The 24,846-nt window shown below is 63.8% G+C and carries 21 protein-coding genes and 2 pseudogenes; 6 read left to right on the top strand and 17 right to left on the bottom strand.

The window, feature by feature from the left end; genetic code table 11:
- Positions 1-84 precede the first annotated feature (84 nt).
- Both QCM77_RS04145 and QCM77_RS04140 read left to right on the top strand, forming a co-directional pair.
- A complete protein-coding gene (locus QCM77_RS04145) occupies positions 85-1,329 on the top strand; it encodes an efflux RND transporter periplasmic adaptor subunit (RefSeq protein WP_279665682.1) in 1,245 nt (414 codons plus the stop codon).
- A gap of 150 nt (positions 1,330-1,479) precedes the next feature.
- Positions 1,480-4,679, top strand: a pseudogene (locus tag QCM77_RS04140) (efflux RND transporter permease subunit).
- A 62-nt stretch (positions 4,680-4,741) separates the two neighbouring features.
- Here QCM77_RS04140 and QCM77_RS04135 read toward each other — a convergent pair.
- From QCM77_RS04135 to QCM77_RS04100, 8 genes and pseudogenes are all read right to left on the bottom strand, one after another.
- Positions 4,742-5,350 (bottom strand): annotated as a pseudogene (locus QCM77_RS04135) (LuxR family transcriptional regulator); the annotation flags it as partial.
- Between the two features lie 409 nt (positions 5,351-5,759).
- Positions 5,760-6,272, bottom strand: coding sequence for a hypothetical protein (locus QCM77_RS04130; protein ID WP_279665686.1), 513 nt, complete (start codon positions 6,270-6,272; stop codon positions 5,760-5,762).
- Positions 6,273-6,361: 89 nt separating this feature from the next.
- The gene (locus tag QCM77_RS04125) at positions 6,362-6,808 is read right to left on the bottom strand and encodes a MaoC family dehydratase (RefSeq protein WP_279665687.1); all 447 of its coding nucleotides are present in this window, start codon (positions 6,806-6,808) and stop codon (positions 6,362-6,364) included.
- Between the two features lie 471 nt (positions 6,809-7,279).
- Positions 7,280-7,702: a hypothetical protein gene (locus tag QCM77_RS04120; protein WP_279662771.1), complete on the bottom strand. Its 423-nt coding sequence runs from the start codon at positions 7,700-7,702 to the stop codon at positions 7,280-7,282.
- Between the two features lie 12 nt (positions 7,703-7,714).
- Positions 7,715-7,936 (bottom strand): hypothetical protein, encoded by a 222-nt coding sequence (locus QCM77_RS04115; protein ID WP_279662772.1) that lies wholly within the window; start codon positions 7,934-7,936, stop codon positions 7,715-7,717.
- 197 nt (positions 7,937-8,133) lie between these two features.
- Complete coding sequence (locus QCM77_RS04110) at positions 8,134-8,952, bottom strand: lytic murein transglycosylase (RefSeq protein ID WP_279662773.1); 819 nt, start codon at positions 8,950-8,952, stop codon at positions 8,134-8,136.
- A 128-nt stretch (positions 8,953-9,080) separates the two neighbouring features.
- Positions 9,081-9,887 carry a shikimate dehydrogenase family protein gene (locus tag QCM77_RS04105; protein ID WP_279662774.1) on the bottom strand — a complete coding sequence of 269 codons (807 nt, stop codon included), beginning with the start codon at positions 9,885-9,887 and terminating at the stop codon, positions 9,081-9,083.
- Positions 9,884-11,752 carry a flavin-containing monooxygenase gene (locus tag QCM77_RS04100; protein ID WP_279662775.1) on the bottom strand — a complete coding sequence of 623 codons (1,869 nt, stop codon included), beginning with the start codon at positions 11,750-11,752 and terminating at the stop codon, positions 9,884-9,886. Before QCM77_RS04100 ends, QCM77_RS04105 begins: the two co-directional genes overlap by 4 nt.
- A gap of 177 nt (positions 11,753-11,929) precedes the next feature.
- On the opposite strand from QCM77_RS04100, the gene QCM77_RS04095 reads away from it, so the two are divergent.
- Both QCM77_RS04095 and QCM77_RS04090 read left to right on the top strand, forming a co-directional pair.
- Positions 11,930-13,555, top strand: coding sequence for a long-chain fatty acid--CoA ligase (locus QCM77_RS04095; protein ID WP_279662776.1), 1,626 nt, complete (start codon positions 11,930-11,932; stop codon positions 13,553-13,555).
- A gap of 51 nt (positions 13,556-13,606) precedes the next feature.
- Entirely contained in the window at positions 13,607-14,818 is a 1,212-nt protein-coding gene (locus tag QCM77_RS04090) for an acyl-CoA dehydrogenase family protein (RefSeq protein WP_279662777.1), read from the top strand.
- A 180-nt stretch (positions 14,819-14,998) separates the two neighbouring features.
- Here QCM77_RS04090 and QCM77_RS04085 read toward each other — a convergent pair whose 3' ends face one another.
- The gene (locus QCM77_RS04085; protein ID WP_279662778.1) at positions 14,999-15,907 is read right to left on the bottom strand and encodes an amino acid ABC transporter substrate-binding protein; all 909 of its coding nucleotides are present in this window, start codon (positions 15,905-15,907) and stop codon (positions 14,999-15,001) included.
- A 177-nt stretch (positions 15,908-16,084) separates the two neighbouring features.
- Positions 16,085-16,504, bottom strand: a complete 420-nt coding sequence (locus QCM77_RS04080; protein ID WP_279683633.1) for a nuclear transport factor 2-like protein — start codon at positions 16,502-16,504, stop codon at positions 16,085-16,087.
- Positions 16,505-16,647: 143 nt separating this feature from the next.
- Between QCM77_RS04080 and QCM77_RS04075 the strand changes: the two genes are divergently transcribed.
- Both QCM77_RS04075 and QCM77_RS04070 read left to right on the top strand, forming a co-directional pair.
- Positions 16,648-17,889, top strand: coding sequence for an amidohydrolase family protein (locus tag QCM77_RS04075; protein WP_279683631.1), 1,242 nt, complete (start codon positions 16,648-16,650; stop codon positions 17,887-17,889).
- Positions 17,890-18,102: 213 nt separating this feature from the next.
- Positions 18,103-18,414, top strand: a complete 312-nt coding sequence (locus QCM77_RS04070; RefSeq protein WP_279683629.1) for a hypothetical protein — start codon at positions 18,103-18,105, stop codon at positions 18,412-18,414.
- A 12-nt stretch (positions 18,415-18,426) separates the two neighbouring features.
- Here the strand turns inward: QCM77_RS04070 and QCM77_RS04065 are convergent, their stop codons facing one another.
- The 7 genes from QCM77_RS04065 to QCM77_RS04035 are packed head-to-tail and all read right to left on the bottom strand — an operon-like array spanning position 18,427 to position 24,815.
- Complete coding sequence (locus QCM77_RS04065) at positions 18,427-19,350, bottom strand: DUF1932 domain-containing protein (protein WP_279683627.1); 924 nt, start codon at positions 19,348-19,350, stop codon at positions 18,427-18,429.
- Positions 19,350-20,219 (bottom strand): substrate-binding domain-containing protein, encoded by an 870-nt coding sequence (locus tag QCM77_RS04060; protein ID WP_279662783.1) that lies wholly within the window; start codon positions 20,217-20,219, stop codon positions 19,350-19,352. The genes QCM77_RS04065 and QCM77_RS04060 overlap by 1 nt, the downstream gene beginning before the upstream one ends.
- Before the next feature lie 21 nt (positions 20,220-20,240).
- Positions 20,241-20,924 carry a 4-carboxy-4-hydroxy-2-oxoadipate aldolase/oxaloacetate decarboxylase gene (locus QCM77_RS04055; protein ID WP_279662784.1) on the bottom strand — a complete coding sequence of 228 codons (684 nt, stop codon included), beginning with the start codon at positions 20,922-20,924 and terminating at the stop codon, positions 20,241-20,243.
- Entirely contained in the window at positions 20,921-21,634 is a 714-nt protein-coding gene (locus QCM77_RS04050) for a PIG-L deacetylase family protein (RefSeq protein ID WP_279662785.1), read from the bottom strand. Before QCM77_RS04050 ends, QCM77_RS04055 begins: the two co-directional genes overlap by 4 nt.
- Before the next feature lie 42 nt (positions 21,635-21,676).
- Positions 21,677-22,975, bottom strand: a complete 1,299-nt coding sequence (gene dctA, locus QCM77_RS04045) for a C4-dicarboxylate transporter DctA (RefSeq protein WP_279662786.1) — start codon at positions 22,973-22,975, stop codon at positions 21,677-21,679.
- Positions 22,972-23,856: an amidohydrolase family protein gene (locus tag QCM77_RS04040; protein ID WP_279662787.1), complete on the bottom strand. Its 885-nt coding sequence runs from the start codon at positions 23,854-23,856 to the stop codon at positions 22,972-22,974. Before QCM77_RS04040 ends, dctA begins: the two co-directional genes overlap by 4 nt.
- Positions 23,856-24,815, bottom strand: coding sequence for an amidohydrolase family protein (locus QCM77_RS04035; protein ID WP_279662788.1), 960 nt, complete (start codon positions 24,813-24,815; stop codon positions 23,856-23,858). The genes QCM77_RS04040 and QCM77_RS04035 overlap by 1 nt, the downstream gene beginning before the upstream one ends.
- Positions 24,816-24,846: the final 31 nt, after the last annotated feature.

The following is a 24,846-nucleotide window of genomic DNA, read 5'->3' as shown; positions in this document are numbered from 1 at the left end:
TCTTAGTGAATGGTACATAAGTATCTTGCACTGCGGCATCCAGCTCCACATCTGTAGTGAACACTACATATCTGGAGCGCGCAAATGCACCCCTCCCAAAATACCGCCCATACCGTCCGTTTCCGCCGCCTCCTCGGCGGCGCCGCCATCGTGGGCGCCCTCGCCGTGGCTGGCTCGATCGCGACCGGCCATTACTTTCGTGCCGCGCAAGCGACCGCCACGGCGGCCGCGACCGAGCAGGCCGTTCCGGTCACGGTCGCGCTGATCGAACCAAAGCAGACCGCGCTGTGGGACGATTTCTCCGGCCGGCTGGAAGCCATCCAGCGCGTAGAGCTTCGCCCGCGCGTGGCCGGCGCGATCCTGTCGACCAACTTCACCGAAGGCGCGTTGGTGAAAGCCGGCGATGTCCTGTTCAAGATCGATCCGGCGCCCTACGCTGCCGAGGTCGACAAGGCCGCCGCCCAGCTCGAGGCGGCGAAAGCGCGCGTCGTGTTCACCCAGAGTGAGCTCGAGCGCGGCGCGCAGCTCGTCGGCAACGCCGTGGTCACGCGGCGCGACTACGACCAGCGCGACAACGCCAACCGCGAAGCCATCGCCAACGTGAAGGCGGCCGAGGCGACGCTCCAGACCGCAAAGCTCAATCTCGATTACACCGAGGTGCGTGCGCCGGTCGACGGCCGGGTCGGCAAGATCGAGATCACCGTCGGCAATCTCGTCGCCGCCGGCACCGCCTCCCCCGTGCTGACCTCGCTGGTCTCGGTCAATCCGATCTATGCATCGTTCGATGCGGATGAGGAGCTGGTGGTACGGGCGTTGAACTCGATATCCGAGGTCTCCGGCAAGCGCGGCAATCTCGACCAGATCCCGGTCGCGATGGCGACCTCCGGCGGCCTCTCGGCGAAGGGACACATCCAGCTCATCGACAACCAGGTCAACGGCCAGAGCGGCACCATCCGTGTCCGCGCGGTGTTCGACAACGAGGACGGGCGTCTCATCCCAGGCCAGTTCGCCCGCGTGCGCATGGGCCAGCCCAAGCAACAGTCGCTGGTCATGATCGACGAGCGCGCGATCGGCACCGACCAGGACAAGAAGTTCGTGATGGGGGTCGGGGACGACAGCCGCGCGGTTTATCGACCGATCACGCTCGGCGGCTCCGTCGACGGGTTGCGTATCGTGACAGCGGGGCTGAAGACGGGCGACCGCATCATCGTCAACGGCCTCCAGCGCGTGCGCCCGGGTGCCCTGCTCAAGACGGAGATCGCGGCGATGGGCGCGCGCGGGCCACAGCAGGTATCCAACCACAGCAACCAGGACGTCGTGCAGCGTTAGCGTTCTCCGCCATGCCGGGGGGCGCGGGCAGCGCGAACCGGCATGGCGGAATCGTTGAACTACCAAGACATCACTTCTGGATTCCGGGTTCGCGGGCTTTGCCCACGCCCAGAATGACGGGAGAGTCGTCTCTCGCGCAGGGGCAAAGCCATGAATCTCTCAAAGTTCTTCATTGATCGTCCGATTTTTGCCGGGGTGCTCTCGGTCCTGATCTTCCTCGCCGGCCTGATCTCGCTGTTCGCGATGCCGATCTCGGAATATCCGGACGTCGTGCCGCCCTCGGTCCTGGTGCGTGCAACCTATCCCGGCGCCAATCCGAAGGTGATCGCGGAAACGGTGGCGACCCCAATCGAGGAGCAGATCAACGGCGTCGAAGGCATGCTGTACATGTCGAGCCAGGCCACCACCGACGGCGCGATGACGCTGACGGTGACGTTCCGGCTCGGCACCGACCCCGACAAGGCGACGCAGCTGGTGCAGAATCGCGTGCAGCAGGCCGAGCCGCGCCTCCCCGCCGTGGTGCGCCAGCTCGGCATCATCACCAAGAAGTCGTCGCCCGACCTCACCATGGTCGTGCATCTGTTGTCGCCGAACAACCGCTACGACATGACGTATTTGCGCAATTACGCCGTGCTCAACGTCAAGGACCGGCTGGCGCGGATCGACGGCGTCGGCGACGTCCAGCTCTATGGTGCCGGCGACTATTCGATGCGGGTCTGGGTCGATCCGCAGAAGGCGGCGGAGCATGGCCTGACCGCGAGTGATATCGTCAAGGCGATCCAGGCGCAGAACGTCGAGGCCGCCGCCGGCGTCGTCGGCTCCTCCCCCAACGTCAGGGGTATCGACCTGCAAATGTCCGTCAATGCGGAAGGGCGGCTCGCGAACGAGGAGCAGTTCGGCGACATCGTGGTCAAGACCGGCACGCGCGGCGAAGTCGTGCGCTTACGCGACGTCGCGCGCATCGAGCTTGGCGCGTCCGAATACGGCCTGCGATCGCTGCTCGACAACAAGCAGGCAGTCGCGATCCCGATCTTCCAGGCGCCTGGCTCCAACGCGCTCGAGATTTCCGATCACGTCCGCGCCACCATGGCCGAGATCAAGAAGAACATGCCGGAAGGCGTGTCCTATCAGATCGTCTACGACCCCACCCAGTTCGTGCGCTCGTCGATCGAAGCCGTCATCCACACGCTGCTGGAGGCGATCGCGCTGGTGGTGCTGGTGGTGATCCTGTTCCTCCAGACCTGGCGCGCATCGATCATTCCGCTGCTGGCCGTGCCCGTGTCGATCGTCGGCACCTTCGCCGTGATGCACCTGTTCGGCTTCTCCATCAACGCACTCAGCCTGTTTGGCCTGGTGCTCGCGATCGGCATCGTCGTCGACGACGCTATCGTCGTGGTCGAGAATGTCGAACGCAACATCGAGGGCGGGCTGTCGCCGCGCGATGCGACCTACCAGGCAATGCGCGAAGTCTCCGGCCCGATCATCGCGATCGCCATGGTGCTGATCGCAGTGTTCGTGCCGCTCGCCTTCATCTCCGGCCTCACCGGGCAGTTCTACAAGCAGTTCGCGCTGACGATCGCGATCTCGACCGTGATCTCCGCCGTCAACTCGCTGACGCTGTCGCCGGCGCTGTCGGCCCTTCTGCTCAAGGGCCACAATGAGCCGAAGGACAGGCTGACGATCATCATGGAAAAGAGCCTTGGCTGGTTCTTCCGTGGCTTCAACAAGGCGTTCACGCGCTCTTCGGAGAATTATAGCGGCACCGTCACCAAGGTGATCTCAGGCAAGGCCGCGGTGATGGGCCTCTACGTGGTGCTGGTTGGTGTGACCGCCTTCCTGTTTCAGCAGGTGCCGAGCGGCTTCGTGCCGGGCCAGGACAAGCAGTACCTGGTCGGCTTCTCGCGGCTGCCCGATGGTGCAGCGCTCGATCGCACCGAAGAGGTGATCCGCAAGATGAGCACATCGCGCTGACCCAGCCCGGTGTCGAGAGCTCGGTCGCGTTTCCGGGCCTGTCGATCGCCGGCTTCACCAACTCCTCCAATGCCGGCATCGTGTTCTCAACGCTCAAGCCGTTCGATGAGCGCAAGGATCCTTCGCTCAGCGGCCCCGCGCTCGCGGCCGAGTTGAACAAGAAATACGCCGGCATCCAGGAAGCCTTTATCGCCATGTTCCCGCCGCCGCCGGTCAACGGTCTCGGCACCATCGGCGGCTTCAAGCTGCAGATCGAGGATCGTGCCGGCCTCGGCTATGAGGCGCTGAACGAGGCGACCAAAGCCTTCATGGCGGCGATGCAGAAGGCGCCGGAGATCGCCGGCGTATTCTCGAGCTTCCAGGTCAACGTGCCCCAGCTCTTTGCCGACATCGACCGCACCAAGGCGCTCCAGCTCGGCGTGCCCGTGACGGAGGTGTTCAACACGCTGCAGATCTACCTCGGCTCCTACTACGTCAACGACTTCAACAAGTTTGGACGCACCTACTCCGTCTACGTGCAGGCCGATGCGCCGTTCCGCGCGCGTGCCGACGACATCAGGCAGTTGAAGGTGCGCTCGTCCTCCGGCGACATGGTGCCGCTGTCGGCGTTGCTCACGATCCGCCAGAGCGCGGGTCCCGAACGTGCGATCCGTTACAACGGCTTCCTGTCGTCCGACATCAACGCGGCGGCTGCGCCCGGCTTTTCATCGGGCCAGGCACAGGAAGTCGCGACGCGGATCGCGGCGGAGACATTGCCGCCCGGCTTTGCCTTCGAATGGACCGACCTGACCTATCAAGAGTTCATCGCCGGCAATTCCGGCCTCTGGGTGTTCCCGCTGGCGATCCTGCTGGTGTTCCTGGTGCTGGCCGCGCTCTATGAGAGCCTGACCTTGCCGCTCTCGATCATCATGATCGTGCCGATGGGTCTGCTGGCGGCAATGTTCGGCGTCTGGATCTCCAAGGGCGACAACAACGTCTTCACCCAGATCGGCTTGATCGTGCTGGTGGGACTCTCGGCCAAGAACGCGATCCTGATCGTCGAATTCGCGCGCGAGCTCGAATTCGTGGGCCGCACGCCGATCCGGGCCGCGATCGAGGCGAGCCGGCTGCGGCTGCGCCCGATCCTGATGACGTCGATGGCGTTCATCATGGGCGTCTTGCCGCTGGTGCTCTCGACCGGCGCGGGCTCGGAGATGCGGCGCGCGATGGGCGTCGCCGTGTTCTCCGGCATGATCGGCGTCACCGTGTTCGGCCTGTTCCTGACGCCGGTGTTCTATGTGCTGCTGCGGACCGTCACCGGCATGAAGCCGCTGGTGCATCACGGCAACGACACCAGCGCGGCCCCGGTCCAGGGCTCAATCACCAATCCTGGTCACTAGATCAGGGAAATCCCTGACAGCAACAACAGAACGAGCACGGTCTTGCGAAAGACCGTCTCGTTGACCCGACCGTCTGCGTCGAGCAGGCAGATCGCCGTGCTCAACCCATCAAGGACATCGGCAAGGTCGTCCACGGTATGCGAGCGCGCCCTGATCTGCCGGCCCATGATGCTGGAGCGCCGGAGGTGCGGAGCGAGCAGCCGCATGCGCTCACGCATCGGCTCATCGACCGTTCCGCGCGACCGGTGGCGCAGCACCTGCAGGATCGTGGTGCGCGCGTCCGACTTCTCAAGCGCGACGGTTGCGAGGTCTATCGCCCCTTGCGGTTCCACCCACTCGCGATAGAAGCTCGTTGCCAGAAAATCCGCATGCGGCATGACGTCGGTCACGCCGATGGTCTGCTCGGCCGCGAGCGTGAGATGACGATCGAGCAGAGGATCGAGCTCGACTTATCGGTCGCGATAGAGCTGACGGAAGCGGGATTCGGTGCCAAAATGCTGTTGGATCTCGATCGAGAGCCTGGCTGAGTCCCTGGACAGGATGGTCGCGGCACAGCCGCCGACGAAATGCGAAACCTGTTCCAACGCCCCGCTGCGCAGCGCGGGGTCGATCGCCGCGTCGTAGATCTCGCCGAGGAGGGACGAGAACCGATCTGCCTGGAGGATCGTCATCGGCCGGACGACGCAATCCGCGTGTTGCCCGCGCGCGCGAGAGAGAGAGCGCGATCCAGGAACTGGCGTGGGAGACGGGCCGGTCGATCGTCGCCTTCGACGAGGAGAAAACGTTGCAACGAAATGCTGGAATATCGAACATCGTCCTTGCGTAACGTCAACCGCAGGATGCGGCTTGGACATTTTCGCCAAAGACTAAAGCGCGATGAGATCAGGATGAATTATCATCGCGCTTTAGGTTGTTGTTTGAGCATGATCTTTTCGGAAAACCGCTTCGCACTTTTCCGGATCATGCTTTAGGATAAATGCGAACAGCGCGCGGACTGTGTGCGATGAGTCACGCGGTGGAGCGCGCCGCAGAATCTTGTCGCCGCCGATCCCGCCGGCTTCGTCGGCCGGCGCCGGCAATTCACTTCCGATTCTCCTCGCAGAATTTCAGCGCCGCCAGCGCTTCTCCGGCGCGCGGGACCTGCATCTCGATGCTGTCGTCGTCATCGTCCTCGAAATCGAGCGAAAGACGCTTGGCCTTGGACAGCCGGTCCATCATGGACTGATCGTACTCGAAGATGCCGCGCACGGTGGTTTTGTCCATGACCTCCCACTTCGCCTTCTTCATGATATCGGCGTCATCGGTGCCGACATCGGCCCGCAGGATCTCGCCGACCTTGTCCCACTCCCAGCCGTCATAGATCATCACGAGGACGATAGCCTTCTCGGAATAGGTGATGACGATGACGTAGTCGCGGTTCTCGTCTTCCTTGTCCTTGTAGCCGCGGCTCGCGTTGCAATGCGCGTCCTGCGTGCGCTTCTCGATGGTCCAGTCGCCGACCTTGGACTGTTGCGCGAGCGCCGGCCTTGCGGTCAAAGCGACTGCGCCCAAGACGCCGGCAAGCAACCCGGCGGCGAGAAGGGATCGTTTCATGTCAGCCTCCAGCGTCTTCCCCGGGCCGAGATGACCATCTCTGCCGGCGGCTCGCAAGGGTTTCAGCCGCCGGCGTCGAGCGCCGCCCCCTACTCGCGCCGCGGCACGATCGCAATCGGGGTGAAGGTGTAAACCTCCTCGCCGTTCTGGTTGAACATCGTCCATTTCACCAGCGCGATACCCTGCGGCTTCGACTTCGACGGCGTCAGGCTCATGACCTCGCCGACCAGATGCAGGCGGTCATCGGGCCGCACCGGGATGGTCCAGCGCAGTCCGTCGACGCCGGCGCCGATCAGCGGATGCGGACCGAAGGGGCGGGTCTGGATCGCGAGGTTCATGGCAATCGCGGCGGTGTGCCATCCCGAGGCGGCGAGACCCCTGAACAGGGTCTGCTTGGCGGCTTCGTGGTCGAGATGCATCGGCTGCGGATCGAACTCGGCCGCGAAACGCTTGATGTCGGCCTCGGTGACGTGAACTTCGGGGGATTTGAACTGCATTCCGATGGTGAGATCGTCGAACCACTCGACCTGCGCCATGATTTCGCCTCGCAATGTGATGCGCCGCCTTCGCGGCTAACAGGATTGAGGAAGAGCGGGATGTAGCGGCTCCGCAGCGCACAAACCAGTCCGGGGGCTCCACGAAACCTGTTTCCCGATGCGACGAAACACGCCTGAAACAGATGTCCGGTTATCTAACTGTCAAAATCATACAGGGACGGCCACCATGCAATTCTTCCTCGACCTGATCTGGGATTATTCGTGCTGCCAGCACCTCGTCGCCCTCTCGCCGCAGGAGGACGAGCTATGATCGAGCTGATCTCGGCCCTGCTTGCCCTTTGCAGCGTCGGCGTTTTTGCGGCGCACGCGCTGGATGCCTATCGCACCACGCATTACTGATCGCCTCGCCCTAAAGCGCGATGAGATGAGGATGAATCATCATCGCGCTTTAGGTTGTTGTTTGAGCATGATCTTTTCGGAAAACCGCTTCGCACTTTTCCGGATCATGCTTTAGAACGGCCGCCGGTAAAAGTGCTCGGAATGCGTTGCCGGCGGAAACCTGTTGGCGAGCGCCAGCGCGCCCCTCTCGTCCGTCTCGAGCGCGATCTTCTGTGCGAGCATCACGTCCCCAGGGACGAGGAAGCCTGACGGGACGAAGCACCACCCCATCGTTGCAATTCCGCCCTCGTCGATCTCATGGACGTTGGCGGCCGTGCCATAATGGATGCGATAGATCTTGCCGGTCTCGCAGCCGACGACATCGAAATACCGGTGCTGCTCGAACTGCGCGCGCTGCGCCGGTGACAGCCATTCGGCCAGAAGCCGGCGGCCGCGCGCATCCGGCGTGTTCTCGCCGAAGAAGCGCCGATAGAGTTCGCGCAGCGCATGCAGACGCGCACGCGCCGGCGCGCGAAGCCAAACTGCCGCGATCATGGGCAGCTCAGATCAACCGCCGACCAGGCGGGGATAGAACAGCGTTTCATGCGCGGTCGGGTCGAACGATCGGATCCGGGTGACTTCGCCGGGTCCGGTTCGCAGCGCGGCGGTGAAGCCGGCTCCGGTCAGCTCCCGAAAGCGCCGTTCGGCCCGCGTCAGCGCTTCGGCATTGCCAGGATCAAACTCGTGGCGCGTGTCGCCCGTCTGGTCCATCACGATCTGGGTCGCCATGTTGAGTCTCCTCATGCCCAGCCCCGAACTTGATCAAAGCAAACCTCGTGCCGTCGGTTCCCGATGGCAACAACTTTCTCTTGCCGGCGCATCACGCCTTGCTGAGCAAGAGCGTTTTCAAGCGAAGTGGATGCCGGTTCGCATAAAGAAACGCGCCAAAACAGGAATCCAGAGCCCCGTTCGAAACGGGGCTCTGGTCAACGCGAGGCGGCCGCTCCTCCTCCCTCGTCGATCTGCCGTCCCATCAGGGCGATCGCCTTCTGATAGACGCCAGCCGCATTCCAGGCCTCGATGGCGGCGAAATTCGCCTCGCCCGGCTGGTAACCGGCTCCTGCGCGCCAGCCGTGCGCCTTGAGGAAATTCGCCGTCGAGTTCAACGCATTGGCCGCAACTTCGAGATTGCCGGTGCCATAGGCCAGGATGTTCTTGGGCATGAACTGGGTCTGGCCGACTTCGCCGTGCATCGAGCCGCGGGTTGCGCCCGACAGCGTGCCGCGATCGATCAGCTTCAGCGCCGCATAGAGCTGGTCGGTGAAGAATTCGGGACGGCGGCAGTCGTAGGCGAGTGTCGCGATCGAGGAGAGCATGTTCTGGTTGCCGCGCTGGCTGCCGAAGCCGGTCTCCATGCCCCAGATCGCGATCAGCGGCCCCGGCGGGACGCCATAGCGCTGCTGGATCGAGGCGAACAAGGCGGCCTGCGACTGCTTGAGCTGGCGACCCTTGGCAACGATGGTGGTGGCGCCGCGCTTGGCGAGGAATTGGTCGAGCGACAGCGAGAAGCTGCGCTGGCCGCGGTCGGCCGCGATGGTGGCACTGGCGTAACTGGTCTGCATCAACGCCGAGACCGCGGTCTGGCCAATGCCCTTGCCCTGTGCCTCCGCACCGAACTCGCGCTTCCAGGCCTCGAAGCCGGCCGACGAACTGCCGCATTGCGCGGCCTCGGCCGCATTTGCCAAAGAGAGAAGCAGCGCGGTAGCACCGATCACCGCCGTTGCAACGGTCCTGCCCTTGATCATTCCTCGTTCCTCTCCCCCGGGGTGCGCGACCGGCTCGCGCGGGCCCATGATCCTACGTCGGCTCTGATCGCTCAAGCCCCATAGGGGGCAACCGGTGCCGGCAAGGCCCCTTGACACCGGGCGATCGCCTACCCTCCGCCGTCGCGACCGAGCAGGAAATCGACCATGATGCTCTGGTGCTGCTCGTACATGTCCGTGCCGGTTCCCGTCACGCAGCCGAGCTTTCGGGCCGCTGCGATGAAGGGCGAGACTTCAGGCTTGGTGATCACGCAGCCGCAATAGGCCGACGGCGCAAGCCGCATGACATCGACCGGCAGCGGGTCGCCGTCCGTCATCCCCGCCGGTGTCGCATTGGCGACGAAGTCGAAGCCCGTGGGATCCACGGTGCCGACCCGCACAGGGGTCTTGCCGAGTCCGTTGAGCCGGCCGATCAACGCGTCGCGGCGCACAGTCGCGCTGTCATGAATGGCGAGATCGCTCACGCCGGCCTCGACCAGCGCCAGCGCCATCGCCGATCCCGCGCCGCCGGCGCCGACGAGGAGTGCCCGCATCCCCTTCGGATCGATCCCCTGCGCCCGCGCCGCACCGACGAAGCCCAGACCGTCCACCATGTCGCCATGCCACGAACCGTCGGCGCGCCGGCGCATCAGGTTTACGGTACGCAGGAAATGCGCGCGCTCGGTCGCGCTCGCGCAGGCCTGGTAGCAAGCGAACTTGTGCGGGATGGTCACGACGATGCCGTCGAGATTCTTCAGACGCGTCGCGAGCGACAGGAAGTCCGGCAGGTCGGAAACCGAGACCTGGACCGGCACGAGAATGCCGTCGTGACCGCAGGCGGCGAAGGCGCTGCTCACGCCTGCCGGCGAGCGCACCTGCGCAATGGGATCGCCGACGATGACGTAGAGCCGCGTCGCGCCAGACGGTGCCGGGATCATGCCGTTCGAGCCGGAACCGCGGAGCCGTCCGCCTCTCCAGCAATTCCCTGGCTCAATTCCAACCCTGCCAAATTGCCCTCCTTACGCCACTTGTCGAGCAGCCGCAGGAATGCCACCGGCCCGCGCCAATACTGGCTGTTTCTCGCGGCGATCGGATCGAACACGCCTTCATTGTTGTAGTAGCCGGGCGTGCATTCGGCCAGATAAGTCTGGCGGCCGAGCGCGGCTTTGACGACCTCCTCGACCCAGGCGCTCTCGGCGTCGAGCGTCGGCTCCAGCGTCCGGGCAATGCGCTTCCGCGCCTCGCCGATCACATAGGCGATGTGCTGCGACTGCTCGTCGATGATGTGCGGGAAGTTTGCGCTCTGGCCGGCCTGCACCGTGACGATCTGGAAGCAATTCGGGAAGCCGCGGCTGTAGAAGCCGTGCAGCGTCTTGACGCCGTCGCGCCAGCGAGCGGACAGGCTGATGCCGTCACGGCCGTAGACCTCAAAGCCCATGCGGCGCGCGTAATCGGTGCCGACCTCGAAGCCGCTGGCATAGATCAGGCAGTCAAGTTCATAAGCCTTGCCGTCGACCACGACGGCATTCTCGGTGACGCACGCGACGCCCTGCCCCCTGGTATCGACCAGATGCACGTTGGGGCGATTGAAGGTGTCGAGATATTCGTCGTGGAAACACGGCCGCTTGCAGAACGCCTTGTACCAGGGTTTTAGCGCCGAAGCAGTCGCCTCGTCCTTAACGATCGCATCGACGCGCGCACGGATCTCTTCCATCTTGCGATAGTCGGCTTGCTCAATGACCTTGAGCGCCTCCTCGATCGAGGTCACCGGCTGCGGCCGGCGGCGCGGCGCCAGCAGGATCTCGCCGAGCAGGCCGGTCCAGCCGTCCTGCACCAGATCCTGTTCGAACGGCTCGCCGGAGATCACCGCGGTGAAATTGTCCATGCGCTCGCGCTGCCAGCCGGGCTTGAGGCCCTGCGCCCAGCCCTGATCCGTCGGGCGGTCGTCGCGCACGCCGATCGCCGAGGGCGTACGCTGGAAGACGTAGAGCTCTTTTGCGGAGCGGCCGAGATGCGGCACGCATTGCACGGCGGTGGCGCCGGTGCCGATGATGCCGACGCGCTTGTCGGCAAGACCGGTGAGACCACCTTCGGCCGTGCCACCGGTGTAAGCGTAATCCCAGCGGCTGGTGTGGAAGCTGTGGCCCTTGAAAGTATCGATGCCGGGAATGCCCGGCAGCTTCGGCCGGCTGAGCGGGCCGCCAGCAAGGATGACGAAGCGCGCGCGGATGCAGTCACCGCGATCGGTCTCGACCAGCCAGCGTGCCTCATTCTCTTGCCATGTCATCCGCGAGATGACGGTCTGAAACAGCGCGCGATCGTAGAGACTGAAGTGACGACCGATGCGGCGCGAGTGCTCGTAGATCTCGGGTGCTCGCGCATATTTGCGTACCGGCATGTAGCCGGTCTCTTCCAGCAGCGGCAGGTAGATGTAGCTCTCGGTATCGCAGGCCGCACCAGGGTAACGATTCCAGTACCAGGTGCCGCCGAAATCGGCGGCCTTTTCCACGATCCGGAAATCGTCGACGCCGGCTTCGCGCAGACGCGCGCCACACAGAAGGCCGCCGAAGCCGCCGCCGACGATGAGCACCTCGGTCTCTTCGCTGACAGCCTCGCGCGCAAATCCGGGATTGGCCCAGGGATCGTCGAGATAGCGCCCGAACTCGCCGGTCACCTCGACATATTGCGCCTTGCCCTCGGTGCGCAGGCGACGATCGCGCTCGTCGCGATAGCGCGCACGGAGTGCGACAATGTCGATTGTAGAGTCGCCGGCTGCACCGGTCTTGTGTCTTTGCGCTGACATCCGTTTCCTCCCCGGCGGACACTGCTTCGCCGGCAGCTCGCATCACTTAGCCCTGAAAAAGTGACGCATGCAATCACGTCCATCGCTTTTTGCGTGAACGTCGCGTGGCGTTCCGCTAACCTCAAGCGCACATCACAAGCGTACGCCATGCAACGACATGGCGGTCCGGAGGAAACGATGCAGGGATTGATGATGGACATGCCGCTCCTGATCAGCGGCCTGATCCAGTACGCCGCGGACTATCACGGCGAAGCGGAGATCGTTGCGCGCGAGATCGAGGGCGACATCCATCGCTACACTTATGCGGACGCCCATCCGCGCATCAAGCGCATGGCGCTGGCCTTGAAGCGGCTCGGCATGAAGGCCGGCGATCGCGTCGGCACGCTGGCCTGGAATACCCACCGCCATTTCGAGATGTTCTACGCCGCGCCGGGCATGGGCTATGTGCTGCACACCATCAACCCGCGGCTGTTTCCCGAGCAGCTCGTCTACATCGTCAACCACGCCGAGGACCGGCTGCTGTTCATCGACCGCGCCACGCTGCCGATCGTGGAGGCGATCGCGCCGCAGCTCAAATCGATCGAAGCCTATATCGTGATGTCCTCGCGCGAGCGGATGCCGGAGACGAAGCTTGCCAACGTCCATTGCTACGAGGAGCTTCTGGACAGGGAGAACGATGCCGGCTTCGCCTGGCCGGAGTTCGACGAGAAGTCCGCCTCCACGATCTGCTACACCTCCGGCACCACGGGCAATCCCAAGGGCGTGATCTATTCGCACCGCGCCGCGATCCTGCAGACCATGACCTGCTCCAGTTTCGATTTTCTGCCGGGTCATGTCGAAGGCGTGCGCGAGGTGATGATGCCGATGGCGCCGCTGTTCCACGGCAACGGCTGGAACATGCCGTTCACCGCGCCCTATACCGGCTCGAAGCTGGTGCTGCCCGGCCGCAATTACGAGCCTGACAAGCTCTATGAACTGCTCGAAGGCGAGAAGGTGACGCTGTCGGCGGGCGTGCCGAGCTTCTGGCTGATCCTGCTCGACTGGCTCGGACGCACCGGCAACAGATTCTCGACACTTCGCGCATCGCTGTCGTCGGGCTCGGCGCCGCCGCGGGCGATGGTCGAGAAGCTCAAGCGCGAGTATGACATCGACTACGTCCAGGCCTGGGGCATGACCGAAGCCTTGGGCTGCTCGATGCCGGGCTTGCGGCCGGGCTCCGAGCATCTCGGCGACAAGGAGAAATTCGACCGGCGCCAGGTGTCCGGCCGCGCCTGTTTCGGCACGAGTTTGCGCATCGTCGACGACGGCGGCAGCGAGCTGCCGCGCGACGGCAAGAGCGTCGGCCATCTGCGCGCGCGGGGACCGTGGGTTGCCTCCGGCTATATGAAGCTCGACGAAGCCCTCGACCGCGACGGCTGGCTGATCACCGGCGACATGGCCGTGATCGATCCACAGGGCCACGTCACGCTGACCGACCGCTCCAAGGACGTGATCAAGTCCGGCGGCGAGTGGATCTCATCGATCCAGCTCGAGGACGTCGCCTTGTCTCACCCCGATGTGCTTCAGGCCGCGGTGGTCGCTATCAACCATGAGAAGTGGCAGGAGCGGCCCCTGCTCCTCGTCGTCCGCAAGAAGGGCGCGACCGTCGACGGCAAGACGCTGCTCGACCACATGCGTCCGAAGATCGCGAGCTGGTGGATGCCCGACGCCGTCGAATTTCTGGACGAGTTCCCGATGACCGGCACCGGCAAGGTGCTCAAATCGGCGCTACGCGAGAAGTTCAGAGAGTATCGCGTCGCCTGAGCCGACCGCCCGATCGCGCACCGGCCTGTCTATCGATCAAGGAGACGAAAGATGCTCTACCCGATGTCGTCCAAAGTCGTCGAGCTCAAGCGCAAGCTCGAAAGCTTCATGGACCGGCTCATCTATCCGAACGAGGAACGCTTCTATCGCGAGGCGGAGGAGCTCGGGCCCTGGAAGGTCTATCCGGTCGTCGAAGAGTTGAAGCCGCTGGCGCGCGCCGAAGGCCTCTGGAACCTGTTCCTGCCGGAATCCAGCCACGGTGCGGGCCTGACCAATCTCGAATATGCCCCGCTCTGCGAGGTCATGGGCCGCTCGCATCTCGCGCCCGAAGTGTTCAACTGTTCGGCGCCCGACGCCGGCAACATGGAGGTGCTGGAGCGCTATGGCACGGAGAAGGACAAGGAGCGCTGGCTGAAGCCGCTGCTCGCAGGCGAAATCCGCTCCTGCTTCGCCATGACCGAGCCTGCCGTCGCCTCATCCGATGCGACCAACATCGAAAGCTCGATCGTCCGCGACGGCGACCATTACGTCATCAACGGCCGCAAATGGTACACGACCAACGCGACCGACCCGCGCTGCAAGATCTGCATCTTCATGGGCAAGACCGATCCCGACAATGCGGACCGCCACAAGCAGCAATCCATGGTCCTGGTGCCGATGGACACATCGGGCGTCGAGGTCAAGCGTGCCCTGCCCGTGTTCGGCTTCTACGGCGTGCCCGACCGCGCCTCCGAGGTCGTCTTCACCGATGTGCGCGTGCCCAAGGAGAACATGCTGCTGGGCGAAGGCCGCGGCTTCGAGATCGCGCAGGGACGCCTCGGCCCCGGCCGCATCCACCATTGCATGCGACTGATCGGGCTCTCCGAACGCACGCTGGAAAAGATGTGCAGCCGGGTGCGCAGCCGCGTCGCCTTCGGCAAGCCTGTCTCGGAGCAGACGGTGACGCAGGAGCGCATCGCCGAGGCACGTATCATGATCGAGCAGGCCCGGCTGCTGACGCTCAACGCCGCCTACGCGATGGACATTGTCGGCAACAAGGTGGCAAAAGCCGAGATCGCGATGATCAAGGTCGCCGTGCCCAACATGGCCTGCCAGATCATCGACTGGGCGATCCAGGCGCACGGCGGCGGCGGCACGTCGAACGATTTCGGATTGACGCAGGCCTATGCGACCGCGCGTTTGCTGCGCCTCGCCGACGGACCCGACGAGGTGCACAGAAATCAGATCGCGCGGTTCGAGCTGAAGAAATATTCGAACGCGTAGAACGCTGCACTGGCCGAAAGCACCGTGTGCTCTTCCCTTCTGGGAGAAGGTGGCGCGAAACGCCGGATGAGGGGTCTCCGTCCGCAGAGACGGAACCCTCACCCGAGTGAGCTTGTGTCAACCGGCGGAGCTGCCCTCTCCCGCAAGGGGAGAGGGCACAGCAACGCCCAGCGCTCTCGCTCAGTTCACCACGTACACATCAGGATCGAAGCTGGAGCTCGGCTTCTTGAAGGCATTGTGCAAGGCCGGCGACATCGGGACGTTGTAGTTGAGGCCGCTCGGCGGCGTCGGCGATTCCAGCCACCTCTTGTAGAGCACCTCGATCTCCGGGCTTGCGTACAGCTCTGCAGTGGCGCGGTCGACGAGCGCCTTGAACGGCGCGTCCTCCCGCCGCAGCATGATTCCGTAAGGCTCCGGCTTCGAGAACGTCTCCTCGCTGATCATGAAGAGCTGCGGCTCCTTCGAGCGCGCGATCGCGACAGCGAGCTGCACGTCGTCGAGCGCGTAAGCCTGCGCGCGGTCGGTTTCCAGCAACAGGAAGGCCTCGGCCTGGTCCTTGGCCGGCATCACATTGATGCCGAGATTGCGCTCGGTGTTGACCTTGGCGAGTTGCGTCAGGTTGACCGAGCCGGCCACCGCCGTCACCGCCTTACCCTTGAGATCGTCGATGGTGTTGATCTTTGCGGCTTTCTTGGCCGCAAATCGCGTCGCGCTGAGGAAGTGCGTGTTGGTGAAGGCGACCTGCTTCTGGCGATCGGCGTTGTTGGTGGTCGCCGAGCAATGCAGATCGAGCGTCCCGTTGACCATCAGCGGAATCCGGTTCGACGACGTCACGGCGAGAGTGTCGACGGCGATGTCGGGCATGCCGAGCTGCTTCTTCACGGCATCCACGATCCTGAGACAGATATCCATGGCGAAGCCGACCGGCTTCTGGTTGCCGTCGAGATAGCTGAACGGGACCGAGGCCTCCTGATAGCCCAGCGTGATCTTCTTCGTCTCCTTCACCTTCTGAAGCGTACCCGACAGGTCTTCGGCCGAGGCGGCTGTCGCAAGGCATGTGAGGGCCAGGAGAACGGTGGGTAAACGCATCGGGGGCTCCTAAAGAGGCTTGCGCCTCCATGCCGGGCGCTGCAATCGCACCGTTGATAGCGCAGGCGCATGGCAGCCGCCAGACGAGCTTGCGTCTATCAGCTATCGCGGCTTGCGATATGATGACCGGTAGTTTGTCACCGTGGAAGCGGCCCGGCCCAAGTGCCGAGATCGCTGTTACGCGTCGATGCCGCGCTGGACCAGGATGCGCTCGGCGCTGTCGTTCCAGACGTCCATCTTGGTGATCTTGCCATTCCGCACCACGAAGCGGTCGACGTAGCGGTTGCCCTCGAACGGGGTCCCATCCTTCCATTCGCCGTAGAGCGTGCCGACGCTATAGACCACGGTTTCGCCGTCGCCGGGGCAGACGTCGAACCGGTCCATCTTCTTCTTGACCCAGCGGTAGCGCTTGGCGTTGAAGGCTGTCGGGCCGCGCGGGTGATCGAACTCGCGCCCCCCGGTAAAAGTAATCACGGTGCCCGCCGCCATATAGGCCGCCGCGGCGTCCGGATCTGGAACCATCGAAGCCGTGAGATAGGCTTCCACGATCGCAGCATCGGACAACGGACCGGCATCGGCTCTTGCGGCAACGGACATGGCTCATTCGCCCGGGTTTGCGCAATACTACCGCCGCTCACAGGTAATACGTGCATATATTTTGAACATTTCCCTCGCTACACTGCCGACAATCTGGAGCCGCCGATCCCGGCCGATTGCTCTAAATTCCTTCCGCAAGAGCCATGACCACGCCATCCGCCTTTGACCTCATCTTTCGCAATGCCGTGTTGCGCGATGCCGCCGACCCAATGGATATCGGCGTAACGCGCGGCCGGATCACCGCCATCGAACCGACGCTCGCCTGCGAGGCCGTCGAAGTCGATGTCGGCGGGCGCCTCGCCCTGCCCGGCTTCGTCGACAGCCACATCCATCTCGACAAGGCCTGCCTGCTCGGCCGCTGCGGGCATGATCACGGCAGCGTCTCCGAAGCGATCCGCGCCGTCGCCGGGATGAAAAAGGATTTCACGGTCGAGGACGTCTACGCTCGCGGCGCCCGGGTGCTCGAACGTGCCATCGTGCACGGCACGACGCGCATGCGAACCCACGTCGAGATCGATCCGCGCATCGGCTTGCGCGGCTTCGAGGCGGTGAAGGCGCTGAAGCGCGACTATGCCTGGGCGATCGACCTGTCGCTCTGCGTCTTTCCGCAAGAAGGCCTCACCAACGATCCCGGCAGCGAGGAGCTGCTGATCCAGGCGCTCCGCGACGGCGGCAAGGTGATCGGTGGCTGCCCCTACACGGACACCGACCCGAACGTCCATCTCACCCGCATCTTCGACCTCGCACACGAATTCGACGTGGACGTCGATCTCCATCTCGATTTCGATCTCGATCCCTCCTGGTGGCACCTCGACGAGGTCTGCCGGCAGACCGAGCGACGCAATTACGGGGGGCGCGTGGCAATCGGCCATGCGACGAAACTCTCGGCACTGCCACCGGAGCGGCTGAAGTCCGCCACCGCGCAGCTGGCGCAAGCCGGCGTTGCCGTCACCGTGTTGCCGGCAACCGATCTCTATCTGATGGGGCGCGAGGTGACCCACAACGCGCCACGCGGGCTGGCGCTCGCCCACAAGCTCGCCCGCGAAGGCGTGGTGTGCTCGGTCGCGACCAACAATGTGCTCAATCCCTTCACGCCGTTCGGCGATGCCTCACTGCTGCGAATGGCGAATTTCTACGCCAATGTCGCGCATGCCTCGGTCAACGACTTCGATATCTGCCTTGATCTCGTGACCGAGCTGCCGGCGCGGCTGATGAACCTCGGGGATTACGGCATCAAGGTCGGAAACCCCGCCGATCTCGTCGTGCTCGATACGCAAGACAGCCGCTTCGCCATCGCCGAGCTGCCGGATATCGTGATGGGCTTCAAGAGCGGCCGGCAGACTTTTGCGCGGCAACGGCCCACTCTATTCAGCCCAAGTTCCTGATCCGCTCTCAATGCATATCTGCCTTGAAGCACGGCCGATTGCGGCCGAGCTTCCGTTCGATGTTACCGCCGATCGTTCCAAAATTCCGAATCCGGTAGAATCCCGGATAGTAGATTCTCGCTGATTCCCGATAGCTGCGCGCATTGCAAGTCCCGCGGTGCCGGTCATAGTAGGACCCGCACTGATGTCTGCATTCAACGGGGAAGCATTGACATGTTCAGCGCATTCAGCGGCATCGACTACCATTCCATTCGAGCGAGAACGCCCAGCGAGGCCGCCGTGAAGCGGCTCGACGGCATCGGGCATGTCCTGTCGAACCTCGATCTGGCGGGCGTCCAGACACGGGATGACCTGACCCGCAAGCTCCTGACGCTCGATACCGCCGACAAGTGCATTCGGTCGATCCGCGCAGAATTCCGTACCGAAGCCGCGAGCGATCGGCTGGCCCGCAAGGCCGAAAACCTGATGGCGCTGATCGAACGCGCCCGCGACGAGCTCACTGGCTGTCGCGCGGCAAAGTCCTGAGAAGGAGCCGCTTTATTTCTCGCGATTGATCTTCGCCAGGATTCGATCCGCCTCGGTGCGCCAGTCAGCGCTGCGGGCGAACTCCTTGGTGCCTCTGGCGCCGAACAGCCCTTCATCGGCGAGATCGGCCACCCAGGCCTGACGCTCGGCGGTGCCCTGCGCCGACCACGGCGTCAGCCCGGCCTCGCGCACGGTCTCGGCGACCTCGCGCACTTCCTCGGCACGGCGGCGACCATGCTCGATCACGCGCTGGAAGAAGTAAGCACCCTGCTTCTCCCAATTGATCGTGGGAAAGGTTTCCGCCAGTGAAGCCAGCACCGCATCCTCGACGCCATAGGCGCGCGCGGTGGTGAAGCTTTCGATCACCATGGCCTCCAGGCCCTTGATCATGATGCTGCGGCACATCTTCACCGCCGATGAAACACCGAGCTTGTCGCTGGCAACCCTGGCCGCAAAACCGATCGCGTTCAAAAGCGGCTCCAGCTCCTTGGCGCCGCGACCGCCGAGCAGCAGCGGCACCTTGATGCGATAAGGCGGCACCGAGGTCATCACGGCACCTTCGACATAGCGTCCCGCAGCGCCGTCGATCAGCGCCGCGGCGCGCTGCTTGGCGCCGGGAGACGCCGAATTGAAATCCAGGAACCAGGTGCCCTGATTGATCGCGGCCGCGCAGGCTTCCGCCACCGGCACGGCCTGGCTCGCGGTGACCGCCGAGATGATGAAATCGCATTTCGCCGACAGCTCGGCATGAGAAGCTGTGAACCCGACACCGAATCTTTCCGCATGCTCCTTCAGCGAAGCGCTCTGGTCGCCCCCGAGCTTGATATCAAAGGCTGAGACCTTGATGTCCTGCTGGCGCAAATCCTCGGCCAGGATCCTGCCGACCTCGCCGTAACCGACCAGTCCGATCTGCCATAGCTTGGGATCACCAGCCATCAGTTCAGTCCTCGCGTCGTCTCGTCGAACAGCTCCTCGACCGCATAGCGACGCGGGATCAGCGCCTGCTGGAATGCGTAGTCGACGATCAGCTCCAACGGCTTCCTGTTGGCCTCGATCCCGAACGGCACGAGATCGGGCGTTGCCGCCGGTCCCGCCTGCGCCTTGTTCCGCTTGAGGAGATCATAAACGCCCGCGACCGTTTCGGGGCGCGATTTCGCGAGCTGTTCGGTCACGACCACGAGATGGTTGACCGGCACGACGCCGCGAAGCGCGTACCATTTGGCGGCTTCCGCGGCCGGATCGGGGAAGAGCGTCTTCAGCTTCGGATCGTTCGAGGTCTCACCGAGGACCGCGTCGAGCTCGCCGTCGAGCAGCATCTGAAGGATCTTCTTGTCCTTCGGCGCGCGCTCGGTGGTGTCGACATATTCGGCGACGTGCGGGTCCTCGAAGGTCACCCAGCGGATGTTGTCGAGGTTGACGCCGTAGTCGTTGGCGAGGATGCCCCTGATCCAGGCGCCGGTCGTGGTTGTGAACGAGCGGATGCCGACGCGCTTGCCTTCGAGATCGGACGGGCCGAGCGTTCCATGCGCAGGATTATAGAGCGCGTAGGAATGCTGGAAGCGGCCGAGCATGGTGGCAGGCAGCAGCACCAACAGCTTGCCATGCGCTTTCGCCATCAGATAGGTGACAATCGCCATCTCGCAGACGTCGAAGGCCTGCTCACGCACCATCGGCTTGAACGCCGTGTTGGTCGGCGTGTACTCGATGAAGTCGAGATCGAAGCGGTCGGAGCGGAGCACGCCGCTCTTCACCGCCTGGACATGCGGGTGACTGCCGAGCACGGCCTTCAGCTTGAGACGATCCATCGGCCCACTCCGCTGATTGCTTTAGACATCCTCGGGATTGTCGACATAGACGAGCCCGGCCTTCGCCAAGGCCTCGCGCATGCTGTACATGTCGAGCCCAAGCTCGCCCGAAGCCAGCCGCTTGCGCTTGCCGCCTTCGTCCGCGTTGCGCTTCTTCGCCTTCTCGGCGACCTCCGCCGCGTAGCGCTTCGGCACCACCACCACGCCGTCGTCATCGGCCACGATGATGTCGCCGGGATCGACGTTGACGCCGGCGCAGACCACGGGGACGTTGACCGAGCCGAGCGTCGCCTTCACCGTCCCCTTGGCCGAGACCGCGCGCGACCACACCGGAAAATTCATCTCGTGCAGCGCTCTGACGTCGCGGCAGCCGGCATCGATGATCAGCCCCTGCACGCCACGCGCCTGAAGCGAGGTCGCGAGCAATTCGCCGAACATGCCGTCAGTATTGTCGGTGGTGCAGCCGACGACGAGAATGTCGCCCTTCTTGCACTGCTCGACCGCGACATGAATCATCCAATTGTCGCCGGGCTGCGCCAGCACGGTGACGGCGGGCCCGGCAATCGCCGCGCCCGGCCACACCGGCCGCAGATAAGGCTTCATCAGGCCGATGCGGCCGTACGCCTCGTGCACGGTCGAGACGCCGTACTCCGCCATCCCGGCGGGATCGGCACGCTTGATGTTGCGAACGACGACGGGCTTCATGCCAACACCTCCGCAACGGTCGGGAACAGGCGCTGATAGGCCTCGCCATAGGTCATGGGAACGCCGGTGTTGCGGCTGCCCTGGATGCCGCGGTTGAGCGCGACGCGCTCGTAATAGCCCCAGAGATGTTTTTGGGCGGCCAGGATCTGGAATGCCTCGTACTTCTCCTTCCAGACCTCGTCGATCTTGAGGAGCAGGTCCGGCTTGTAATTGCACTGCTCAGGCTGGTGCGGCTCGAACAGGAACACCGGCGGCGCAGAATATTGGTACTGCGCGCCGGGCTTGTGGCCCATCGCCTGCGCGACCACGCGGGTTTCCTGCGCGAAATGCGCCGCGTTCGGATGGTCGAAATTATAGGGGTCTTCCAGCGCGTGCGTCAGCACGAAGCTTGGATTGAGCTCACGGTAGATGTCGACCATGCGGTCGAAATGCGCTTCGGTCAGCTTCAGCGGATAGTCGCCGCAATCGAAGAACTCGATCTCAGCGCCGAGCAGCTTTGCTGCACGCTCCGCCTCGTCCTTGCGCCCGGCCTTGACTGATTCCAGCGTCGCCCCCTTCTCCTTCCAGGCGAACTGGCTTTCGCCGCGCTCACCGAAGGACATGCACACGATCTTCATGCGAAAGCCCTTCTTTGCATGCAGCGCGATGGCGCCGCCGGCGCGCCAGACGAAATCGCCCGGGTGGGCTGTGATCACGAGACCTGTTTTCATGGGACAAACTCCCCTCTTTTGTTCGTAAGCGTCATAAGTTCATCAAGCCGCGGCGACGGGTTCCTCGCCGTCGAGCACGCGCTTCAGGCGTTCGCCATCGAGCGCGCCTTCCCATTTGGCAATCGCAATGGTCGCAACCGCGTTCCCGATCAGATTGGTCGGCGTCAACCCCTGTGACATCAGGCGATGGATGCCGAGCACGAGCGCCACGCTCGTCACCGGAATGCTGCCGGTGGCGGACAGCGTCGCCGCCAGCACGACGAAGGCGGCGCCCGCGATTCCCGCCGCACCCTTGGAGGTCACCAGCAGGATCAAGAGCAGCTCGATCTGCTCGGCGAGCCCGAGCGGCGTGTTGGTCGCCTGCGCCAGGAACACCGAGGCGGCGGCAAGGTAGAGGCAGGTGCCGTCAAGATTGAAGGAATACCCGGTCGGAATCACCAGCCCAACGACGCTGCGCTCGCAACCGGCTTTCTCAAGCTTGGTCAGCATCCTCGGCAACACCGTCTCCGACGACGTGGTGGCGATGCAGATCAGCAACTCTTCCCAGATGTAGCGGATCAGCTTGAGCAACGAGAAGCCGCACAGCCGCGCGACCGGGCCGAGCGCCACGATGATGAAGATCACGCAGGTGAGATAGAAGCCGCCCAGCAGCTTGCCGAGCGAGGCCAGCGAGCCGACGCCGAACTTGCCGACCGTAAAGGCGATGGCGCCAAACGCGCCGATCGGGGCCGCCAACATCACGAAGCCGACAACGGCGAACACCATCTTGGCGGCGATGTCGATGAGATTGACCAGCGGCGCAGCCCGCTCGCCGAGCTGCACCAGCGCAAAGCCTGATAGCACCGAGATGAAAAGCACCTGGAGAATGTTGCCCTCGGCAAACGCGCCGATGAAGGTTGCGGGCACGATGTTCAAGAAAAACGGCACGAAGCCGATCACGCCGGTCTGCTTGACATAGGGCTCGATCGCGCTGGCATTGATGCTGGCGGGATCGATGTTCATGCCGACGCCGGGCTTGAGCAGATTGACCGCGACGAGGCCGATGATCAGCGCGATCGTGGTCATGATCTCGAAATAGACGATTGCCTTGACGGCGACGCGCCCGACACGGGCCATGTCGGCCATATGCGCGATGCCATGGACGACCGTGCAGAAGATGATCGGCGCGATCAGCATCCGGATCGCCTTGATGAAGGCGTCCCCAAGCGGCTGCATCTTGGCGCCCGCCTCGGGATTGACGATCCCAAGCGCGATGCCGGCGGCCATAGCGATGAGCACCTGGATCCAGAGTTCCTTCCACCAGGCGCGGCCGCGCGGCTTGTCGATCGCCAGCGCCGTCATTGGTCGAACTCGAACAGGCGCGCCGGATTATCGACGAGGATCTTCTGCTGATACTCCGACTCCGGCGCGAACAGCGGGATCAGATCGACGAGATCGCCGTCATTCGGCATCGCCTTGACGTTGGGATGCGGCCAATCGGTGCCCCAGATGACACGGTCGGGCGCGGTCTCGACGATCTTTCGCGCGAACGGCACGGCGTCGGTGAACGGCGGACCGGACGATGACACCCGCTCCGAGCCGCAGATCTTGACCCAACATTTCTCGTCGCGCTGCATCAGCTCGATCAGGATCTTGAACGGCAATTGATCGAGCCCCTCGGACGCCTTCACCCGCCCCATATGGTCGATGGTATAGCTCAGCGGCAGCTTTGCCAGCATGTCGGCATATTCGGGCAGGTCGATCGCGTCGAAATGCAGGTCGATGTGCCAGCCGAACGGCGCGACCATCGCGATGACCCGATTGAACATGGTCTTGTCGGGGACGCCGCCGAGGTGGCGGACGAAATTGAAGCGGCAGCCGCGGAAGCCGCCCTCGTGCAGCACGCGGAGCCCGCGCTCCGTGATGGAGTCGTCGATATTGGCAACCGCGCGATAGGCGCCGTTGCTCTGCACGATGGCGTCGAGCGCCACCGTGTTGTCGGTGCCGTGGACGCTGGCATTGACGATGACGGCACGCTCGACCCCGAGCTTGGCATGCAGCGTGCGGAAATCCTCGAGCGGCGCATCCGGCGGCGTGTAGGAGCGGTCCGGCGCGTAAGGGTATTTCGCGCCGGGCCCGAAGATGTGGCAATGCGCGTCGCAAGACAGCTTCGGCAGCTTGAACTTCGGCGTGCGCGTGTCCGGATCGGGCGGCGGAATGGTCGGCTCGTACATGATGCTCATCAGCTGAACTTGAACAGGCGCGCCGGATTGTCGACCAGCAGTTTCTGCCGGACCTTCTCATCAGGCGCGTAGAGGGGGATCAGATCGACGAGGTCGCCATCATTCGGCATGATCTTGACGTTGGGATGCGGCCAGTCGGTGCCCCAGATGACGCGATCGGGCGCATTGTCGATCAGCGCCTTTGCGAACGGCGCGGCGTCGTGGAACGGCTTGCCGGCGCTGGAGGCACGTTCGAGCCCGGTGATCTTCACCCAGCATTTCTCGTCCTTCTTCTGGAGGTCGAGCAGGGCCGTGAAGCCGGCATCGTCGAGCCCCTTCCCGGCCTGAACCGTTCCCATGTGATCGATCACGTAGGGCGTCGGCAGCGCTGTTAGGAGGGGCGCGAATTCGGCGATCGTATCAGGCTCGAAATAGACGTCGATGTGCCAGCCGAGTTCGGCGACGCGATGCACGATCCGCTGGAATTTGGTCATGTCGCCGACGCCGCCGAGGCGCTTGAGGAAGGCGAAGCGGCAGCCGCAGATGCCGCCCTTGTCAAGCGCCGCCAGCTCCTTCTCGGTCATCTCGTCATTGACGTTGGCGATGCCCTTATAGGCGCCCTCGCTCTGGGCGATGGCGTCGGTGACGACGCGATTGTCCGTTCCGTGCACCGTGGCATTGACGATGACGCAGCGTTCGACGCCGATCTTCTCGTGCACGCTGCGAAACGCCTCCAGCGGTGCATCAGCCGTGTTGTAGGGCCGTTTTTCCGAGAAGGGATAGCGGGACGCCGGACCGAAAATATGGGTATGGCTGTCGCAGGATTTGGCCGGCAGCTTGAACGACGGCGTCTTCGGATTTGGATCCGGCGGCGCGATCGTCGGAATCGCCTTCGGCTCGGCCCCTTGCGCATGCGTCTCGCTCGCGAGCGCCGCGCCGGCCAGTCCAGTCAAGAGATGCAAGCACTCCCGCCTGTTCATTTCCTCAACACCCTGTCACATGGTCCGCTTG

Origin of the sequence: Bradyrhizobium nivariense (assembly GCF_029846695.2) — a bacterium.
Taxonomy (GTDB): domain Bacteria; phylum Pseudomonadota; class Alphaproteobacteria; order Rhizobiales; family Xanthobacteraceae; genus Bradyrhizobium.
This window is presented reverse-complemented; position numbering and strand designations above follow the sequence as displayed.

Coding starts and splice junctions, on each gene's coding strand:
- QCM77_RS04145 (WP_279665682.1), top strand. CDS start 85: ATGCACCCCTCCCAAAATACCGCCCATACCGTCCGTTTCCGCCGCCTC.
- QCM77_RS04130 (WP_279665686.1), bottom strand. CDS start 6,272: ATGAAACGATCCCTTCTCGCCGCCGGGTTGCTTGCCGGCGTCTTGGGC.
- QCM77_RS04125 (WP_279665687.1), bottom strand. CDS start 6,808: ATGGCGCAGGTCGAGTGGTTCGACGATCTCACCATCGGAATGCAGTTC.
- QCM77_RS04120 (WP_279662771.1), bottom strand. CDS start 7,702: ATGATCGCGGCAGTTTGGCTTCGCGCGCCGGCGCGTGCGCGTCTGCAT.
- QCM77_RS04115 (WP_279662772.1), bottom strand. CDS start 7,936: ATGGCGACCCAGATCGTGATGGACCAGACGGGCGACACGCGCCACGAG.
- QCM77_RS04110 (WP_279662773.1), bottom strand. CDS start 8,952: ATGATCAAGGGCAGGACCGTTGCAACGGCGGTGATCGGTGCTACCGCG.
- QCM77_RS04105 (WP_279662774.1), bottom strand. CDS start 9,887: ATGATCCCGGCACCGTCTGGCGCGACGCGGCTCTACGTCATCGTCGGC.
- QCM77_RS04100 (WP_279662775.1), bottom strand. CDS start 11,752: ATGTCAGCGCAAAGACACAAGACCGGTGCAGCCGGCGACTCTACAATC.
- QCM77_RS04095 (WP_279662776.1), top strand. CDS start 11,930: ATGCAGGGATTGATGATGGACATGCCGCTCCTGATCAGCGGCCTGATC.
- QCM77_RS04090 (WP_279662777.1), top strand. CDS start 13,607: ATGCTCTACCCGATGTCGTCCAAAGTCGTCGAGCTCAAGCGCAAGCTC.
- QCM77_RS04085 (WP_279662778.1), bottom strand. CDS start 15,907: ATGCGTTTACCCACCGTTCTCCTGGCCCTCACATGCCTTGCGACAGCC.
- QCM77_RS04080 (WP_279683633.1), bottom strand. CDS start 16,504: ATGTCCGTTGCCGCAAGAGCCGATGCCGGTCCGTTGTCCGATGCTGCG.
- QCM77_RS04075 (WP_279683631.1), top strand. CDS start 16,648: ATGACCACGCCATCCGCCTTTGACCTCATCTTTCGCAATGCCGTGTTG.
- QCM77_RS04070 (WP_279683629.1), top strand. CDS start 18,103: ATGTTCAGCGCATTCAGCGGCATCGACTACCATTCCATTCGAGCGAGA.
- QCM77_RS04065 (WP_279683627.1), bottom strand. CDS start 19,350: ATGGCTGGTGATCCCAAGCTATGGCAGATCGGACTGGTCGGTTACGGC.
- QCM77_RS04060 (WP_279662783.1), bottom strand. CDS start 20,219: ATGGATCGTCTCAAGCTGAAGGCCGTGCTCGGCAGTCACCCGCATGTC.
- QCM77_RS04055 (WP_279662784.1), bottom strand. CDS start 20,924: ATGAAGCCCGTCGTCGTTCGCAACATCAAGCGTGCCGATCCCGCCGGG.
- QCM77_RS04050 (WP_279662785.1), bottom strand. CDS start 21,634: ATGAAAACAGGTCTCGTGATCACAGCCCACCCGGGCGATTTCGTCTGG.
- dctA (WP_279662786.1), bottom strand. CDS start 22,975: ATGACGGCGCTGGCGATCGACAAGCCGCGCGGCCGCGCCTGGTGGAAG.
- QCM77_RS04040 (WP_279662787.1), bottom strand. CDS start 23,856: ATGAGCATCATGTACGAGCCGACCATTCCGCCGCCCGATCCGGACACG.
- QCM77_RS04035 (WP_279662788.1), bottom strand. CDS start 24,815: ATGAACAGGCGGGAGTGCTTGCATCTCTTGACTGGACTGGCCGGCGCG.